Annotated in this window: 14 protein-coding genes and 1 riboswitch; of the genes, 3 read left to right on the forward strand and 11 right to left on the reverse strand. The window is 26.0% G+C overall.

Features of this window, described 5'->3' with window-relative positions:
* Positions 1-285: 285 nt before the first annotated feature.
* A complete protein-coding gene (locus tag BLP75_RS01225; RefSeq protein ID WP_139149815.1) occupies positions 286-2,484 on the reverse strand; it encodes a sensor histidine kinase in 2,199 nt (732 codons plus the stop codon).
* Complete coding sequence (locus BLP75_RS01230) at positions 2,456-3,160, reverse strand: response regulator transcription factor (RefSeq protein ID WP_092722067.1); 705 nt, start codon at positions 3,158-3,160, stop codon at positions 2,456-2,458. Before BLP75_RS01230 ends, BLP75_RS01225 begins: the two co-directional genes overlap by 29 nt.
* 269 nt (positions 3,161-3,429) lie before the next feature.
* On the opposite strand from BLP75_RS01230, the gene BLP75_RS01235 reads away from it, so the two are divergent.
* Complete coding sequence (locus BLP75_RS01235) at positions 3,430-3,960, forward strand: hypothetical protein (protein WP_092722069.1); 531 nt, start codon at positions 3,430-3,432, stop codon at positions 3,958-3,960.
* A 59-nt stretch (positions 3,961-4,019) separates the two neighbouring features.
* On the opposite strand, the gene BLP75_RS01240 is transcribed toward BLP75_RS01235, so the two are convergent.
* The 5 genes from BLP75_RS01240 to BLP75_RS01260 all read right to left on the reverse strand — a co-directional run bounded on the left by BLP75_RS01240 (position 4,020) and on the right by BLP75_RS01260 (position 9,467).
* Positions 4,020-4,538, reverse strand: a complete 519-nt coding sequence (locus BLP75_RS01240) for an ECF transporter S component (RefSeq protein WP_092722071.1) — start codon at positions 4,536-4,538, stop codon at positions 4,020-4,022.
* Between the two features lie 16 nt (positions 4,539-4,554).
* Positions 4,555-5,145, reverse strand: a complete 591-nt coding sequence (locus BLP75_RS01245; protein WP_092722073.1) for a class I SAM-dependent methyltransferase — start codon at positions 5,143-5,145, stop codon at positions 4,555-4,557.
* Positions 5,146-5,359: 214 nt separating this feature from the next.
* Complete coding sequence (locus tag BLP75_RS01250) at positions 5,360-7,435, reverse strand: methyl-accepting chemotaxis protein (protein WP_092722075.1); 2,076 nt, start codon at positions 7,433-7,435, stop codon at positions 5,360-5,362.
* Positions 7,436-7,661: 226 nt separating this feature from the next.
* A riboswitch (cyclic di-GMP riboswitch) is annotated at positions 7,662-7,737 on the reverse strand.
* A gap of 148 nt (positions 7,738-7,885) precedes the next feature.
* On the reverse strand, positions 7,886-8,617 hold the full coding sequence (locus tag BLP75_RS01255; protein WP_092722077.1) for an SDR family NAD(P)-dependent oxidoreductase: 732 nt from the start codon (positions 8,615-8,617) through the stop codon (positions 7,886-7,888).
* A gap of 130 nt (positions 8,618-8,747) precedes the next feature.
* Positions 8,748-9,467: an SDR family oxidoreductase gene (locus BLP75_RS01260; protein ID WP_092722079.1), complete on the reverse strand. Its 720-nt coding sequence runs from the start codon at positions 9,465-9,467 to the stop codon at positions 8,748-8,750.
* Between the two features lie 153 nt (positions 9,468-9,620).
* On the opposite strand from BLP75_RS01260, the gene BLP75_RS01265 reads away from it, so the two are divergent.
* The gene (locus BLP75_RS01265) at positions 9,621-9,968 is read left to right on the forward strand and encodes a winged helix-turn-helix transcriptional regulator (protein WP_092722081.1); all 348 of its coding nucleotides are present in this window, start codon (positions 9,621-9,623) and stop codon (positions 9,966-9,968) included.
* Between the two features lie 127 nt (positions 9,969-10,095).
* Here the strand turns inward: BLP75_RS01265 and BLP75_RS01270 are convergent, their stop codons facing one another.
* Both BLP75_RS01270 and BLP75_RS01275 read right to left on the reverse strand, forming a co-directional pair.
* Positions 10,096-11,082: a TIM barrel protein gene (locus tag BLP75_RS01270; RefSeq protein WP_092722083.1), complete on the reverse strand. Its 987-nt coding sequence runs from the start codon at positions 11,080-11,082 to the stop codon at positions 10,096-10,098.
* A 177-nt stretch (positions 11,083-11,259) separates the two neighbouring features.
* Positions 11,260-14,475: a ligand-binding sensor domain-containing protein gene (locus BLP75_RS01275; protein WP_242872357.1), complete on the reverse strand. Its 3,216-nt coding sequence runs from the start codon at positions 14,473-14,475 to the stop codon at positions 11,260-11,262.
* Positions 14,476-14,890: 415 nt separating this feature from the next.
* On the opposite strand from BLP75_RS01275, the gene BLP75_RS01280 reads away from it, so the two are divergent.
* Positions 14,891-15,430: a hypothetical protein gene (locus BLP75_RS01280; protein WP_092722085.1), complete on the forward strand. Its 540-nt coding sequence runs from the start codon at positions 14,891-14,893 to the stop codon at positions 15,428-15,430.
* A gap of 66 nt (positions 15,431-15,496) precedes the next feature.
* Here BLP75_RS01280 and orr read toward each other — a convergent pair whose 3' ends face one another.
* Together orr and BLP75_RS01290 are read right to left on the reverse strand one after the other, a co-directional pair.
* Positions 15,497-16,591 (reverse strand): ornithine racemase Orr, encoded by a 1,095-nt coding sequence (gene orr, locus BLP75_RS01285; protein WP_092722087.1) that lies wholly within the window; start codon positions 16,589-16,591, stop codon positions 15,497-15,499.
* Complete coding sequence (locus BLP75_RS01290) at positions 16,576-17,967, reverse strand: GlmL-related ornithine degradation protein (protein ID WP_092722089.1); 1,392 nt, start codon at positions 17,965-17,967, stop codon at positions 16,576-16,578. The genes orr and BLP75_RS01290 overlap by 16 nt, the downstream gene beginning before the upstream one ends.
* Position 17,968 lies beyond the last annotated feature (1 nt).

Here is a 17,968-nt window from a genome sequence, read left to right on the forward strand (position 1 = left end):
TTAGTTAAATATACAAATAAAAACTACACTCTAATTAGAGTGTAGTTTTATAATATAGATCTAATTTTCTTCTTTTTTTCTTTCTTCGAGTTCTTCTTTTGTAAGTTTTTTACTTCTAGAAATCAACATTTTGCATTCCATGCAAAAATAACTTATAGAACCTCAGCTATTCATTTCTTCAAGTTTTGATTCACAATAAGGACAATAGTAGTCTTTGTTCATAATGTCACCCCTTTTTATGTTGTCGACTATATTATTTCATAAACATACATTTAATTCAATATATTACTTAGCAAATTTTATTACTACTTTAAATAAATCACCATCAATACTTAAATTAAATATTCCACCTTGTAATTCTACAAAACTCTTAGCTATAGCAAGACCTAGACCACTGCCTTCTGTATTTCTAGACTTGTCTCCTCTTACAAACCTTTCTGCTAATTCATTTATATTAAATGTAATTTCATCTTTAGTCATATTCTTAAAGCTTATTTCTACATATTCTTCATTTTCTATTATATCTATATATACTCTAGATCCTTGCATAGCATACTTAGTTATATTTATTACAAGGTTTTCAAATACTCTAAACATCCTTTGACTATCTAATGAAAGTATTACTTTCCCATTAGGATAATTACTTCTAACCATAAGAGATGATTCTTTTATCTTATCATCTAATTCAAGTAATGTCTGCTTCATTAAAGATACTACATCTACATCTATTTTATTTAGAGTTATATTGCCACTTGTAGCTTTGCTAACTTCAAATAAATCTTCTATCAATGCTTGTAATCTTTGAGATTTTTTTTCTAATGTATCTAAATACAATTCTCTTTTTTCTTCACTTAAGTTTGTGTCTTTTAATAAGTCAACATAAGTAATTATTGAAGTTAAAGGAGTTTTTAAATCATGGCTTACATTTGATATAAGCTCAGTTTTCATTTTTTGGCTTTTAACTTCTTCATCTACTGCATTTTTAAATCCTTTTTGTATATTTGAAATTTCATCCTTTAATACATTAAATGTTCCTAAATCTTCATTTGTGTCTATATCTAAATTTCCACAACTTATTTCACTTGTTAAATTTAATAATTTTAAATAATCTTGTCTCACCTTATTATGGTACTTTTTAACTAATACATATAATAAAAGTGTATATATTATTAATCCAAATATTCCAAAGAACCATGCACTACACATTATAGATAAAACCACAAAATTTATTAATAGCAAAATTATAATTTTTTTATTATCCTCACTATTTAATTTTATATCACAGCACCATTTAATTAAGTTTTTAGTCTTATTTTTTAAGCATCTTAAAATTTTGTAAATTAAGCATGTTTCTCTTAAATAATTTCTTATTCCAATTTTAACTATGTGTTTAGTCGTAAGAATACCTATAAAGATTGCTGAAAAACAACATATCCAGTACATCATATTTAATAAATATACTAATGTATTTTTTACAGTTTCATTTAATTGAATTCGATTAAAATCAATAAGTTGCTGCTTTATAGTTGGACTTATTATGATTTCACTGCTTCCATATATAAATGCAATTGCCATTAACACTATAAAGGCAACTATCTCAAAAGGTATTTTACTCAATTTATCAAATTTAAATATATTTTTTAATTCTTTATATGGAATTATTATAAACAGTAATACTATAAATAGCATAGCTATGTTTATATATAAGTATGAGGCCGATGTATAAGAATAATTTTCTTGCCATGTTTTAAAATCATATATCTTATCTCCTGCAACTAATTTGTTTGGTACTGCATAAACAAATTTCATATTAGATATAGGCTTTATAGTAGCTCCATTTGATGCATAATTCATATCTAATACATTATCTCTTTGCAAAGATTCTAAATTATTTAATATAACTTCTTTATTTGCACCATGTATTTTCTCTACTTTAATATTAGCATTTTCATCATAATCTAATACTAAATAAAAACTATAATTATTATTTAAACTTAATATATCACTTTTACTTGCCTTTTCATCTAATAATATATCTATATTCCCATTTGATTTTTTTTTAATTTCTTTACTTTCTTTATCAATAGCATAGTATTCTAAATTTTTAAATTCAGTATTGAGCTCTTTATTCAAATCATATATTTTATTATCTAGCTCTTTTTTATAATTAGAATAATCATTTTGTGTATAGTAATCATCTTCGTGTTCTTGCTTGTATATTTCACTATATTCAGCCAAAATTTCTGATGGCTTTATTTGTTTTTCTTCACCATATTTTTTACACTGATAATATAAAGAGTAATTAGCTACATGAATTTCTTTTAAAAATCTGTATCCTTCTTCAAATATATTATAACCAAATTTTTCGCTATCTTTTTCTATTTTAGGATAAACTAAGCACATTCCTATTGATGCTATTAATATTGATATTATTACTACCATATTTATTATAAATTTATTGTTTTTCAATTTTGTATCCAACACCCCACACCACCTTCAAATATTTAGGATCTTTTGGGTTCATTTCTATTTTTTCTCTAATATTTCTTACATGAACCATAATTGTATCTGTATTAACTGCTCTTTCTTTCCAAACTTTTTCATATATTTCATCTGCTGAAAATACTCTACCTGGATTTTTCATAAGAAGTGTTAATATCTTAAATTCTATAGGAGTTGTTTTTATAAAATTACCATCTACATTTACTTCTTTTGTTGATGTATCTAGTTCTAGCCCTCCTATAGTAAATAAATTTTCATTTTTTATATCTTTTTGAACCATATTTAAAAATTTACTATATCTTCTTAACTGAGAATTTACTCTAGCTAGTAACTCTAATGGTTTAAATGGTTTTGTCACATAATCATCAGCACCAATATTTAAACCCGTTATTTTATCAATTTCTTCTGACTTTGCAGATAACATTATTATAGGAAAATCATAATCTTCTCTTACTTTCATAGTAAATTCTATACCATCCATTTTAGGCATCATTATATCTACAATACCTAAGTGTATATTTTCTTTTTCTATAATTTCTAAGCCTTCAATTCCGTTATAGCCTATAAAAACATTGTATCCTTGGTTTACTAAATAAGCTTGTATAGCTAATGCTATATCTTTTTCATCTTCTACTACTAAAATATTATAATTGTTCATCTTATACCCCACTAAATTATATTTTTACATAATTATATAATATCATAGGTAACTTTTTATTTATCATCAATCTATACATTTAATTTTTCCTCCTTTACTATTGTTATTTCTTCTATAGTTAATATAATATATCTAAACTTTTAAGATTTTTGGTATATAATTCTAAAGATTTCCTAAAGAAATTTAGTAAAAAATTTAAACTTAAATAAATAATATTTATAGATATAGGGAATTTTACAATTAGTAATTAAATTTATATAGGTGAAAATATGAATATAGAAAATAGTTATATAATTCCAATAAAAGTCGATTCCTATAAAGACCTTTTTTATGAGTTTGACTTTAGTTTAATTGAAAATAGAGATTTAAGAGATGATATAGATTCTTTTATATCCAATAAAGTTTTAGATTTAAAACAAAGTAAGAATACTAATGTCATTTTAGAAATCTATATTCCTTACAATTCAAAAAATGTTGAAGAAGAGATTTTAGCTATACAAGCTATTGAGAATTTTTATGATTCTAAATCTGACATGGATAAGTTTATTATAAATACAGGAAAAAAAAGACTTCTTTATTATTTATTTTTATCAGCAATGTTTTTTATGGCTTGGTATTTTATACAAAATTTTTTAATTACTCTTGGAAGTAATCTTATAGCCTCAATATTTGATACCTGTGCTACTGTGGTATTGTGGCAGGCTATAACATTAGTATTTATAGAAAGGAAAAATTATAATATAAAAAGAGATGTAAATAAGATCTTTTCAGATATGAAAATACAATTTAAATATATTTAAATTATAATCAAAAAATCTATCTAGCTAATATATTTAACTTTTAGCTAGATAGATTAATTTTAAGCTAATACTTTTGAAATCTCCTTATTATTAGTAATAAATTTAACTAATATTGGTATAAATATTAATTGTATTAACATACCTGGTATTGCTTTAGCTAAAGTTCCAAACACAAACATCATAGGACTAACTTGTGGTGCTATAGTTATCGATACTATGTATGCACCTAATAATGCAAATAGTCTTCCACCTATCATTGCCCCTACTAATGAAATATATATTTGATTTGTTTTTCTAAATAAAAATCCTGTTATTAACCCATATGCACAAAGTTCAAATGCCATTATTGGCATCACTGGAATTATTGGTGGCATCCCTGTCATAAATCCACTTAGTATTGGAGTTAAAATTCCTACAATAGCACCACAAATCGGTCCCAATAAAAATCCTGCTACTAGTACTGGTATGTGCATTGGTAAAAATATTGGTCCTGCTAAATTAACTGTATGAAATATCATTGGAAATATTATTCCAAATGCTATAAATAAACCTGATAAAACTATTTTTTTATTTCTCATAATCATCATCCCCCTATTATTTTTTATTTACAACCAGATAATATATCTCGTCATCCTCATAAGCATCTAACACATTTAAATTAACTTGTTCAAATAAAGTTTTTTGATCTTTTATTGGTATAAGCCTATCTTCACTTACGCTTTTATCTTTTTCTTTATGCATATTATTTAAAAATTCTCTACTATTTGAATGTGCTATTATAAGCTTTCCATCTTTATTTAAGTTATTTTCAACCAATATTTTAATAGTATTTGTTTTATTTTTTAGGTGAGGAAACATTGAATAAAGAATTATCTTATCATATTTTTCTTCTAAACTAGAGTTTTCTATATCTAAAGCTTCAAATGATACATTTTTAGTATCTTTAAATTTTTGACTAGCTATATCTAGCATACCACTTGATATATCTACCCCTTTTATAATTCCTTTTGTGTTTAAATTTTTTAAAAATGGTATTAAGACACCAGTCCCAGTTCCAACATCTAGTATATTGTCATTATCTTTAATATCTACTTTAGATAAAAGAGTGTTAATTTTTTCTTCATTTACTTCTATAATGTTGTCCCATTCTTTGGCTATACTATCAAAAAAATCTCTTTGCTCCATACTATCCCCCTAAAAATATATTTTACATAAAAAAAGCCATAAAGATTATTACTCTTTTAAGAGTATCAAACCTTCATGGCTTTATTACAATTTCATAGTATCATTATATATGATTCTTTTTCAATCTTTTTCGTTAGACATTTTCTCTCAATATTTTTATGTATTACATTTTTTTAAATATTATTTACTATAATTTTATTAAATAATCTAATATTTAAAATTCTTCGCTATCAAATAATATCTTACCGTCAAAGAATTTTCCACCTTGCTCTTCTTTTAACTTGAACTTTCCTATAAGTTCCTTTAACATTTCCGCTTGGCTTGATAATTCTTCACTAGCTGCAGCGCTTTCTTCTGCTGTTGCTGAATTCGTTTGAACAACGACTGATATTTGTTCAACACCTATATTCACTTGGTTTATATGTTGAGCTTGTTCATTACTTGCATTTGCTATTTCTTGTATAACATCAGCAGATTTTTGTGCTCCAGAAACAACTTCTTCAAGAGATTTTGCAGTTTCAGAAACAATTCCACTTCCATTTTCTATTGCTAAAAGTGATTTTTCAATTAACTCTGCTGTATCCTTTGCACTTTGAGCAGATTTTGCCGCTAAGTTTCTTACTTCATCTGCTACAACAGCAAACCCTTTACCAGCTTCACCAGCACGAGCTGCTTCTACTGCTGCATTTAAAGCTAATATGTTTGTTTGGAACGCTATATCATCTATATTTTTTATTATATTTCCTATTTGATTAGATGTATTGCTTATTTCATTCATAGCTGCAATCATTTCTTGCATTTGCTTTTTACCTTTTTCTGTAGCTGCACTTGATTGTATAGAAATTTGTTTTGCTCTTTCTGCATTTTGTGCAGTTTGCTTTACTTGCATTGAAACTTCATTTATTGTTGCCGAAAGCTCTTGAACCGAACTAGCTTGTTCTGTCGCTCCTTGAGATAATAATTGAGCCCCCTCAGCAACTTGATCAGAACCTACTGAAACTTGTTCTCCTGCTACATTTATTTGAGATAAAGTATCATTTAAACCTTCTACAATTTTATTTACTGCTAATAGTATTGGGGCAAAATCATTTCTAAATAACTCATTTAAATGTTCATTATCTACTTCAACATCTAAATTTCCATTGCTAACTTCTGTTAACATATATGTAAGTTCATTTATCATACTTCTTAAGTCTTCTACGATATTAGTAGTAGCATCTGCTACTAAACCAATTTCATTATTCGCGTCTAATTCAATAGTATCTGAGTTTAAATCACCTTCTGCTAATGATTTTAATCTTTCACTACATGATTTTAATGGATTTCCTATTTTATTAGAGAATATTATAGCTACCGCAAATGCTATTATTGTAACTACAATTGTAGTTATTGCTGTTATTATCATTGAACGATATGTTGAACCCATAAAATCTTTTGCATTTGCCATTACACCTATACCCCAGCCATTACTATTGCTTACAGGTGCATAACCTAACATCCATCTTTGCCCATCAAACTTCGCTGTTGTATATCCTGTTTGTCCTGATATAAGCTTTTTGTCAGCTTCTGCAAAAGGCATTTGACTTTCGTCTGTTTGAGACTCTTTTATAGAGTTTGCTACACCTATACGACTTTCATCTTTATGACCAATTACAGTACCTTCACTATCTATAAGGTATGCATAACTATTTTCACTTACTTGTATTCCTTTTACTATATCATTTAAAAGTTCTTTAGGTGGGTCAAATGATACAACCCCAACTATTTCACTTCCTTGTATACCATCTTTCCAAATAGGAGCTGAAACTACAAGAGTTAAATCTCCTGTTACTTTACTTATAACTGGACTACTTAAGTATTCTTTACCACTCATAGAAATTTTGAAATAATCTCTCTCTGAATAGTCCTTTCCACTAAAGATATCTTTTCCATTTACATCTATAATTTGACCTAATGCTAATCCATATAATTTCTCTTGATGCTTTATAATTTCTTGTTTTTCTTCAACACTTACCTTAGGATCTGATATTTTTTGCATAATACCGGTTTGAATCGCTGCATTTTGAACATTTTTTATTTTAGCTGCTGCATTTTCAGAAGCTTGTTTAGTAGTTTCTACAACCGTTTTCGATAAAATTTCTTCAGAGCTTTTATAAGTTAAAAAACTTGTTATTGACCCTAAAAATACACAACTAATAACTGCAAAACATACTATTATTAAAGTAAGTTGAGTTTTTATACTTTTATCTTTTTGATTATCCTTACTTTTTAGTTTGAACTGAAATTTCATTCGTATTTTCTCCTTTTATATTTTACCATTTTTCCTTTGCTATTTTATTAACACGTTTTCCCATAAATAAGCTTAGTTACTTTAAATATATTTGTATAAATAAACCTCCTCTTCACTAATTATTTTAATAGTTAGACATACTGCATTTTGCAAAAAAATAAAAGAGCATAAACTTAAGCCCGCTTACACTCTTTTTATAGTTTACACTCTTTTTTTAAAAGATAATTTATGCAACTGGCTAACTTAAAAAAGTCCCTATAGCTTTGCGTCACCGGATCACTCCGGGTTTGCCTATTAAATTTTTATAATATAATACTCAGCATATATTAACATAAAAATTAAAATTTGTAAATATTTACAATAATATGTAATATTATGAAATTATTTTTAATTTTAATATAAAATGTTCAATATTTATAATATTCCCATATAATATTTGTGTATTTTTTATTATAAATTCCATTTATCATCTATATATATCATTTTTTTGGTCATTCCACCATCAATAATAATATTTGATCCGTTTATAAAATCGTTATCTTCATTAGTTAAAAATAGACAAGCGTTAACAATATCTTTTGGCACACCTACTCTTCCAGATGGGTGCTGCTTTTTATCTATATCTGATAATTCATAATCATCAACTTTAATCCATCCAGGGCTAATTGCATTAACTGTTATAGGTGTTTCTGATAAAGATATAGCCATAGTATTAGTTAAGGATATTAATCCTCCTTTTGATGCCCCGTAAGCTTCCCATCCAGCTTCATTTTGATTAAACCTCGTTGATGCTATGTTTATTATTCTTCCATAGTTCTCACCTTCGTTTGCCTTTATAAATTCTTTTGAACATATAAAACTACCTCTAAGATTTACTGATATAACGTCATCAAATTCACTTAATTCTATATCAAATATAGATTTATTAAACTTACTTATAGCTCCATTGTTTATTAGCACGTGTACTGATCCATGTTTTTTTACAACATCTTTAAATACATTTTTTATTTGATCTTCACTTTTTAAGTCAGCTTTATAAAAATCTATATTCTTTTCGTTAAATTTTGTATCTACTATATCTATTGCTATTACAAATGCATTTAACTTTGCATAAGCTTTTGCTATAGCATTTCCTAATCCATTTGCAGCTCCTGTTACAAATACTACTTTATTTTTATACATAGTTTTAGACTCTCCTTAACCTTTTATATTTATAGTTCGTCTGTATTTGAATATATAAGTATTATAGCCTACAAATTAACTAAATTATATTTATAATTTAGTAATTTGTAGGCTATATAATGTACTTTTATTAATCCGCTTGCTTAGTTTTTGCTATAACAATTTCTCTTATACAAATATCTTGTGGTTGGTTATATGCAAATTCTATACAACTAGCTATTTTCTCTGGCTCTAATCCTGCTTCTATGCTTTTTTTCCATTCATTGTAATCAGATTTTATATTCTCATCCGTAGTATGAGATAATAAAGGTGTTTCAACTACCCCTGGTGATATAGTTATCATTCTTACATTACTTTGAGATACTTCTTTTCTTATATTTTCAGTTATAGCATGGACTGCAAACTTAGTTCCACAATATACTGCATGATTATCAAAAGTTTTTCTTCCTGCTATTGAACTTATATTTATTATAGTTCCTTCATTTCTTTGAACCATATCTTTTAAAACTATATTAGTTCCTGTTAATATACCTTTTATATTAAGATCTATCATGTCATTCCATTCATCAAAGTTTTGTTCCTGAGGATGACCTAATAACATCATTCCAGCGCAATTAATTAAACAATCTACTTTTCCAAATTTTTGTTCAGCTTCTTTTATAGCTTCTCTTACCATTTCTAAATTAGTAACATCAACTGATTTACATAAAGAATTTGGTAAATTTAATTCTTCCATTTTTTCTAACCTTCTTGCCAGCAGTAATACTGGATGACCATTATTTGAAAATTTCTTAGCTATCTCTCTTCCTATCCCTGAACTTGCTCCTGTCACGACTATTAATTTTTTCATAATTATATCTCTCCTTCATTTCTTATTAATTATGTTATAATTATATATAAATTAATATTTTAATTTAAGTACGCACATTATAGTTACATAGGGAAACTAAGGTAACCTTTGTGTAATTTCAATGACGTTATTTTTGGAGGTCTTAAAAAATTCATGAAAAAATGTAGTCTAACTTGCGAAATGGAGATAACTTTAAATGCTATAGGAGGTAAATGGAAACCTCTTATACTTTATTATTTAATAGAAAATGGTACTAAAAGGTTTGGAGAAATAAAATCATTTATAAATCATACCTCTCATAAAACTTTAACTAATCAACTTAGAGAATTAGAAGATGATAATTTAGTTTCTAGAACAGTTTATCCAACAGTACCTCCTAAGGTTGAGTATAGTATAACTGAAAAAGGAATGAGCTTATACCCTATACTTGAAGCAATGTGTGAATGGGGAGAAAAAAATTTAGATGATAGATACGAACTAATTAATCCACAATGTAAATAATTTTCAAAATAAAAAGTGTTTTATATTTTTAATATAAAACACTTTTTATTTTGCGATTTTATCGATATTTATTTTTACAATCTTAACTATATTATTTAAAGCATATTCTAAAAATATAATAACCGTTCTATATAAACACTTTTTTATATAGCTCTAAAGTATTATCCTGTATATTTATATATTTACTTAACTCTTCTAGAGATGTTGTTATAAATTCATATACTAAGTATTTTGGATTTATCATATCTACTAAATCCTTTATTTTCTTGTTCGTAAATGGTTTGTGCTCATCTATTTTAGCTACATGAAAATAAACCTCTTCGTTAAATACATCAATCTTTTTACCCGTATTGCTAAATTTAGATATTTGCTCTTTTACATATTTTGAAGAAATTGATTTGCTTAAATGAATTCCTTTTATATATTTTTTTAGTTCTCCTAAATTATTTATTGTGTCAATTAAAAAATCTATTCCTTCTTCTTCAGTATTTATATTTAAATTTGTATTTAGTAAATGACCTGTATCTAACATAAATCCTTTATTCTCATATTCTATATTTTCAATAAAATATTTTACTAAATCACAATCTACCATTCTAAGGCCTGGCCACCATAAGTTTTCAAAAAGTATAGTTATGTTAGTATCTAAATCTTTAAATATCTCATTTACAAGTTCTATAGTTGAGTCTATGACATTTTTATCTGTATACGTAAAATCATAGCTATAACAATGCTTTAATTTTACATGAGATACATGAAAAACTGCATATTCCGCATTTAAGCTTTCTGCAGCCTTTATTTCTTTTTTATAATGATCTATTATATCTTTTTTGCTATTTCCTCCATAAAAGTTTATTACATCTTCAACACTATTGAAGTCATCTAATAGTCCATCTTTATTTCCGTTCCAAAAATCTAGCCACATTGGATAATGTTTTAAATGTACTCCTTTTATAATATCTTTTGAGATTAACTCTTCTTGATATCCTAATGGTGCTAATAATTCTATTGCATCTACTTTATGATCTTTTAAAAATTTGTTTATATTTTCACTATTATTCTCATATCTATCCATATCAAATTTATATGTAGATAAATTAATTATTTTAAGCATTTTTTCTCTCCCAACTTTAAAATTATATATTTTCTAATTACTAAATTTTACATATAGATTAATTCAACTTCTAATTAAAATCAACTATTTTCTGTTTTTGACTTAATATTGTCATAATTTAAAAATAATCAATAAAAATAGACTATAATGTAAATTTACTTCATAGTCTATTTTTTACTATATATTTTTATTCAGTTTAACTGGTAGTAATATAGTAAAAGTGCTCCCTTTATTTTCTTCACTACTTACATAAATATCACCATTATGAAGATTTATTATATGTTTCGTAATAGTAAGGCCTAAACCACTTCCACCTTTTTGATGATAATTTTCATCTACTACTTGATTAAATCTATTAAATATTTGATCTTGTTTATCTTTTGGTATACCTATCCCTGTATCACATACATTTATTTGTACAAAATCATCTAAATCTTTTATAGTTACTTCTATTTTACCACCTCTAGGTGTAAACTTTTTTGCATTGCTTATTAAGTTAACTATACATCTTTCTATTTCATCTTTGTCACACTCTATTATTTTTTCTTCTATTTCAGGATCTATAATTAGGTTTAATCCATTGGATTCTATATAATCTTTTAGTGATAAACAGGTTTCTTCTACTAAATAAACTATATCATTTTCTTTAATGTCTATATTATAACTTCCATCTTCTATTTTAGATGTATCTATTATATTATTAATTAAATTAAGAAGTCTATTTGTATTAGTTTGCATAACTATTGTATGGTAATCTATTTTTTCTTTATCAATACCTTCATCTCTTTTATTTAATTCTAATATAAGCTGCTGAGTTGTAGATATTACATTTAAAGGTGTTCTCAACTCATGGGATAAATTTACAAAATAGTTAGTTTTATTTTGTTCAAGTTTTATAAGTTTGTCAAAAAGTTTTTTATTTTTTATCATTTCTTTTTGTAGTTGTAAAGTTTTTTTATCTACTAACCTATCCAACCTTTTAACCTTAGTTGCATTTAAATACAATATAATTGATATTATTAGTATATAAATACAAAATGCCATTGAGCTTAAAAGTATATGAGGCTTTATAATAAATGTTACTTTACTTTCCTTACTTTCAATACCATGATGATTTATTGCTTTTATAACAAATGTGTATTTACCAGGGTCAAGATCTTTATAAATTATTTCATTGTTATCAGTAACATTCCAATCACTATCATGACCTTCTATTTTATAGTAGTATCTATTATTTTTTGTATCTTTATAGTCTGGTAAAAAATACTTTATTCTTATTGAATTTCCTGTATAGTCAAATTTCATATTATTTATATCTTTATATGAAACATCGTTTACTATGAATTCATCAAATTTAACACTTGGTATACTCGTTCTGTCCTGATATATTTGAGACGGTTCAAATATATTAAACCCATTTATGCCTCCAAAGAAAAGTTCGCCTTTATTGTTTTTAAAATAGGCACCTGCATTAAATTCATTACTTTGAAATCCATCTGCAACATTATAATTAGTAAATATGTCAGTTTCTGCATCTAATTTTGATATCCCATAATTAGTACTCATCCAAATATCTTTTTTATCATCTAGTAAAGTTCCATACACTGTATTACTACTTAGACCATCTTTTTCTGTATATGATTTAAATTTTTGTGTCTTTAAATCAAATTTATTCAATCCATAATTTGTTCCTACCCATATATTGCCTTTAGTATCATCTATTATGCATCTTATCGAGTTTGAAGTTATACTATTGTTATTTCTTAAATCTTTTTTATAGTTTTTAATTGCATTATGTTTAGTATCTACTTTTATTAATCCACCATCTTTAAACGTTCCTATCCAATAATTTCCTTGTGAATCTTCATGTATAGCACTTATATATTTATCATTTATTTTATACTTATCAAATATATAATCCATATCTTTCATTTCATCATTTGTAGTATTTAATATACCTAAACTATTTTCAGTTCCTATCCATAGATATCCTTTGCTATCTAAGCATAAGCTTTTAATTTTATTATTTTTTATTCCTTCTTTTGTTCCATAAATTTTTATTTCATTTGTTTTTTTATTTATCCTATTTAATCCATCATTTGTTGCAACCCATATATAGTTTTTATCACCAGTTATATAATTTATAGAATTACTGCTAAGCCCGTTATCTCTAGTTATATATTGTACTGTATGTTTCTTTCTATTTATGATGTTTATGCCATTAGATCTAGTTCCTACCCATAAATTTTCACTATCATCTTCATATATTCCATGTATAACATTACTATTTAAAGACTGTTTTTCTGATGGCCTTTTTTTATAATGTGTTATATTATTTCTTGGGTCAAATAAGCTTATTCCTTCATAGGTTCCAATCCAAATTAACCCGGTATTATCTTGCATTAAAGAAAATACATCATCATTTAATAAGCTGTACCGATTTCCTAAATCATTGCTATAGTTCAAAAACGCTTCACTATCTTCATTGTATTTAGCAATACCTCTATCTGTAGCTACCCATATATTATCTTCACTATCTTTTAGTATACTTCTAACAAAATTTCCTGGAAGAGAAGTACTATCTTCATCTATATTTTTATATACTGTAACTTTATTTGTGTTTATATTGATCTTATTTAACCCTGAACTAAATGTACCAACCCACACATATCCATTTTTATCGCTATAAACTTTATAAATCGTATCTTCACTTATTGACTCTTTATCTTTACTATAAAAAGTTTTAACACTCTTTGTTTTTACATCTATTTTATTTAATCCACCATACGTTCCTATCCATATATTTCCGTTTTCATCTTGATCTAAACTATATATATCTTGACTAGTTAAATTATCTTTGAGAATTCTTTTAAAACTATCATTTTTTTCATCATATATATTTAATCCATCACCCGTTGCCACTAAAATTTCACTATCTTTAGTAATCAGTATATCACATACATTATAATTGGATAAATTACCAGTTTCCTTAGTATCAAAGTAGTTAGTTACTTTATTACTCTTTGTATCAATTTTACTTAAACCACTTACTGTAGCCACCCATATATTTTTCTTATTATCATCTTTAATGGATAGTATATAATTACTAGCTATATTAGTAGATGGATCATTGCCTTGTTTATATTTTTTAAATTCATATCCATTATATCTATCAAGTCCATCATTAGTACCTATCCATATATATCCATTGCTATCTTGATATAAAGCTTCAACTGTCGATTGAGATAATCCATCATCTATAGTTATATTTTTAAATTGAATGTTTGAACTATGAGCAAATACATAAGAAGTATTTGTGTATAAAAATATAACTAACAATATAGGTATTAATTTGTTTTTAACACTTAAATTAATACTTACTCTTTTTTTCAAATTAGCTCCTCCATTATTTAATTTTTAGTAAAATGTTTCCTAATTATATTATATTTATTTTTATGGCCTTGGTAAAGCTTTACATTTATTTATTCTTCTTTTTTCTACATTTTTTTTGATTTTTATTTATTAAAATCAAAATAATAATCTATTTATAAAAAATTATTGTTTTTATAATTAAATCTTTCTTATGATAACCTATATTTCTTGTATTAACCAATATACTATATTGGTTAAATTCATCTTAGGTTAATTTATTTCAAATTATTATGTTTTTGAATGAAAATATATTATAATATTTTTCCCTATTTTTTTACATTTTTCTACATGAAATATGTGTTATTATAAAATTCAGATATATTTATGTAAAATAGTTCCATATATAATTTTCATCAATCAATAAACGGAGGAAAATATGAAGAAAAAACGCGAAAAATTTATTAGAGGTAAATTTATATCAAACTTAATTTCAATTTTGCTGTTAATAGAAATAGTTGCATATACCGTCGTATACCTAAACGTAAAAATTAATCCTGGCAATACGATTAACTCTGTGCAATTTTCTTTAGCACCAACAGTTATATGTTTAATAGTTTTTCTATTATTAAATGCTGCCTCATCTGAAGATAATAAATCTAAATTTTTATTATTTTTAAGTATTATAGCGGCATGGATTCCATGTCTATTAATTTATTATTTTAAAGACTTAGCAGTATTAGAAATAACTTTAAATAAATCTTTAACAATCAATGTTTTACCGCTATTTTCTATAATTATAGGTTTATTAGCAACAATAAAGTACATATCAGCTTTAATTACAATTTATATAACCGAAAAAGAAATGAGAAAACAAATGGAATTGGAATATATGAGACTAAGAAGAGAGAGTCATAAAAGGGAGTTAGAAGAAAAACGTCGTAATGCTCGTAAAAGGCGTTATACTTATTTTAAATAAAATTATAACTATAGATAAAGCCCATCAATTTTAATAAAATTAATGGGCTTTATAAATACTTTATATTTAATTATATGCTACTTCTTCCTTATTTTCATTATATATTAACTCTTTAAAAACATATTTACTTGTACAAGCAGTTAAAAGACCTCCATATTCAACTAAAAATTCAATAGTGTCTCCAACTGAATAATTTTTCTCACTGTTAGTTACATTAAGTATCATATGATCTGAACTTGCACCTAATATTTCTATTTTTTTATCTACTGGCATTATACCATCTATGTTTATATCTTGTTTTCCTATCCCTACTATTGCTCTTTTTAATATTCCTTTATCTTCATATACAGGTACATTGCCAAATGCATCCATACCTATTTCACCTATAGGCAAAGATGGCTTTTCTTTTAATTCAACTATTTCACAAACTAACTTAAAAGCGTCTTGGTATGTTCCTTTTATTATATTTCCATAAGCAGTTTCACGACCAAGTGCTATAGCCTCGCCTAATCTTAAGTTAGTTATTCCATCTGGCATATTCCATTTTTGAAGTAAATCTATTGAACTAGAGTTGCCTCCTGAAACAAATTCTAAAGGCATATTATAATCTCTCTCTATTTGTTTAGATAATCTAGCTAATCTTCCTAAGTTTTCAGTTGATGGCATTATAGCACCATAACAAGTTAAATTTGTTCCTATACCAAATAGTTTTATATTTTCTAACCTTAAAACTTCATCAACTACTTTAAAAAATTCATTTTCTTCAAAATATCCTTCTCTCAAGTCTCCTAAATCAAACATTAAAACTATTTTATGAATTTTTCCTTTTGATTTAGCCTCTTCATTTAATTTATATATAGTTTTTAATTCTGAGTTAAAACTTATATCAACATATTCAATTACATCTTTTATTTCACTAATCATAGGTATCCTAAGTAATATTTTAGGTAAATTTATATGTTGTAAGTTTTTTAAATTTTCTACTCTAGAATCTGCTAAATAATCTACATTTTCTTGACTTATTTCTTTTACTACTTCTGGTATTGCACAATATACTTTTGTAACCATAGCCATATCTAAATTATGAGTTTTACATATATCACTTAATGTAGATACGTTATGTTTTAATTTAGGAATATTTATTTCTAACCTAGGGTACATTCACTTTCCTCCTCTAGATTTAAACTTTTTAACATAAGCTTTAGGGATGCTTCTTCATATTTTTTAGATAAAACGCCTAGAGATGCCATTATATAATCATTATCAACTAGAATTTTTGCTTTTTCCTTTGGGAATAATAAATCTTTGTTTTTGTTATATTCACAAATATACTTCATTATTTCTACTCTTTTAGGAAGTCTTGTTAAAGCTCCACCAGTTCCTACTACATATTTAACTTCAGTTAAATCTTTTCCTTCTGCTATTTTACTTTTTCCACTTGCACCATATACATTTCGAATAGTACCTGCATGTCTTTTTGTAGCACGAAGCACAGCTTCTCTTGTTAGTCTCTCAACAAATTCTTTCTGCTGAGGTGTTTTTGGTATTGGCAAATAATTATCCATTATTTCATCTATATTAATGTCTTTTAGCTCTTCTTGTAGCTTATCTTTACCTATAAGATTTACTATATTTTTCATATTAACATAGACACCTAAATCACCTTCAACACTTCTTTTTGCTACGGGCTCTGGATTTACTAGTATTCTATTTATACCCTCACTACCTTCTGTTACAGAATGTAAATCTGTTGTTGCACCACCTACATCTATAACTATCAAGTCACCTATATGCTTTTTAAGAAGTTTTGCACTTTCCATTACTGCTCCTGGAGTTGGTGTTATATTTTCATTTACTAAATCTTTTATATGTTCCATTCCCGGTGCATTTGTTATATGCTCTTCAAATACATTTTGTATTACTTCTCTTGTTGGTTCTATATTTAAATAATCAATTTTTGGATATACATTATCAACTATATAAAGTTTATAATTTGTATCTTCAAAAATTAACTTTATTTCTTCTTGATTTTCAATATTTCCTGCATATATAACTGGTACTCCTAAATTAAGTCCTGCTATAAGCTCTGCATTGTAAATTGCCGTATCTCTTTCTCCGTAATCCACTCCACCTGCTATTAAAATTATATTAGGCTTAATTTCTTTTATTTCTTTTATATCTGTTCTTCTTATCTTTCCAGCTGTTACTTTGTGTATAACTGCTCCTGCACCTAAAGCCGCTTCTTTAGCTGCTTTTGCAGTCATATCATACACAAGTCCATGAACTGTCATTTTTAGCCCACCAGCTGCACTAGATGTTGCAAACATATCATCATATTCAATGCTATCTACACCTAATTTTTCAGCTAAATCTTTTATCGCTCCGTTAAGACCATTTCTTACATCTCCGCCTTCAAATACAGTTGTTGGTGCTTGTCCTTGACCTATAAACTTAGGGTCATTTGTATGAATGCCGAGAAAGGCATTTACAACTGTTGTTGTAGAGCCTATCTCAGCAACTAATACATCTATTTTCATA

It is taken from the genome of Romboutsia lituseburensis DSM 797 (genome assembly GCF_900103615.1).
GTDB lineage: Bacteria > Bacillota > Clostridia > Peptostreptococcales > Peptostreptococcaceae > Romboutsia_F > Romboutsia_F lituseburensis.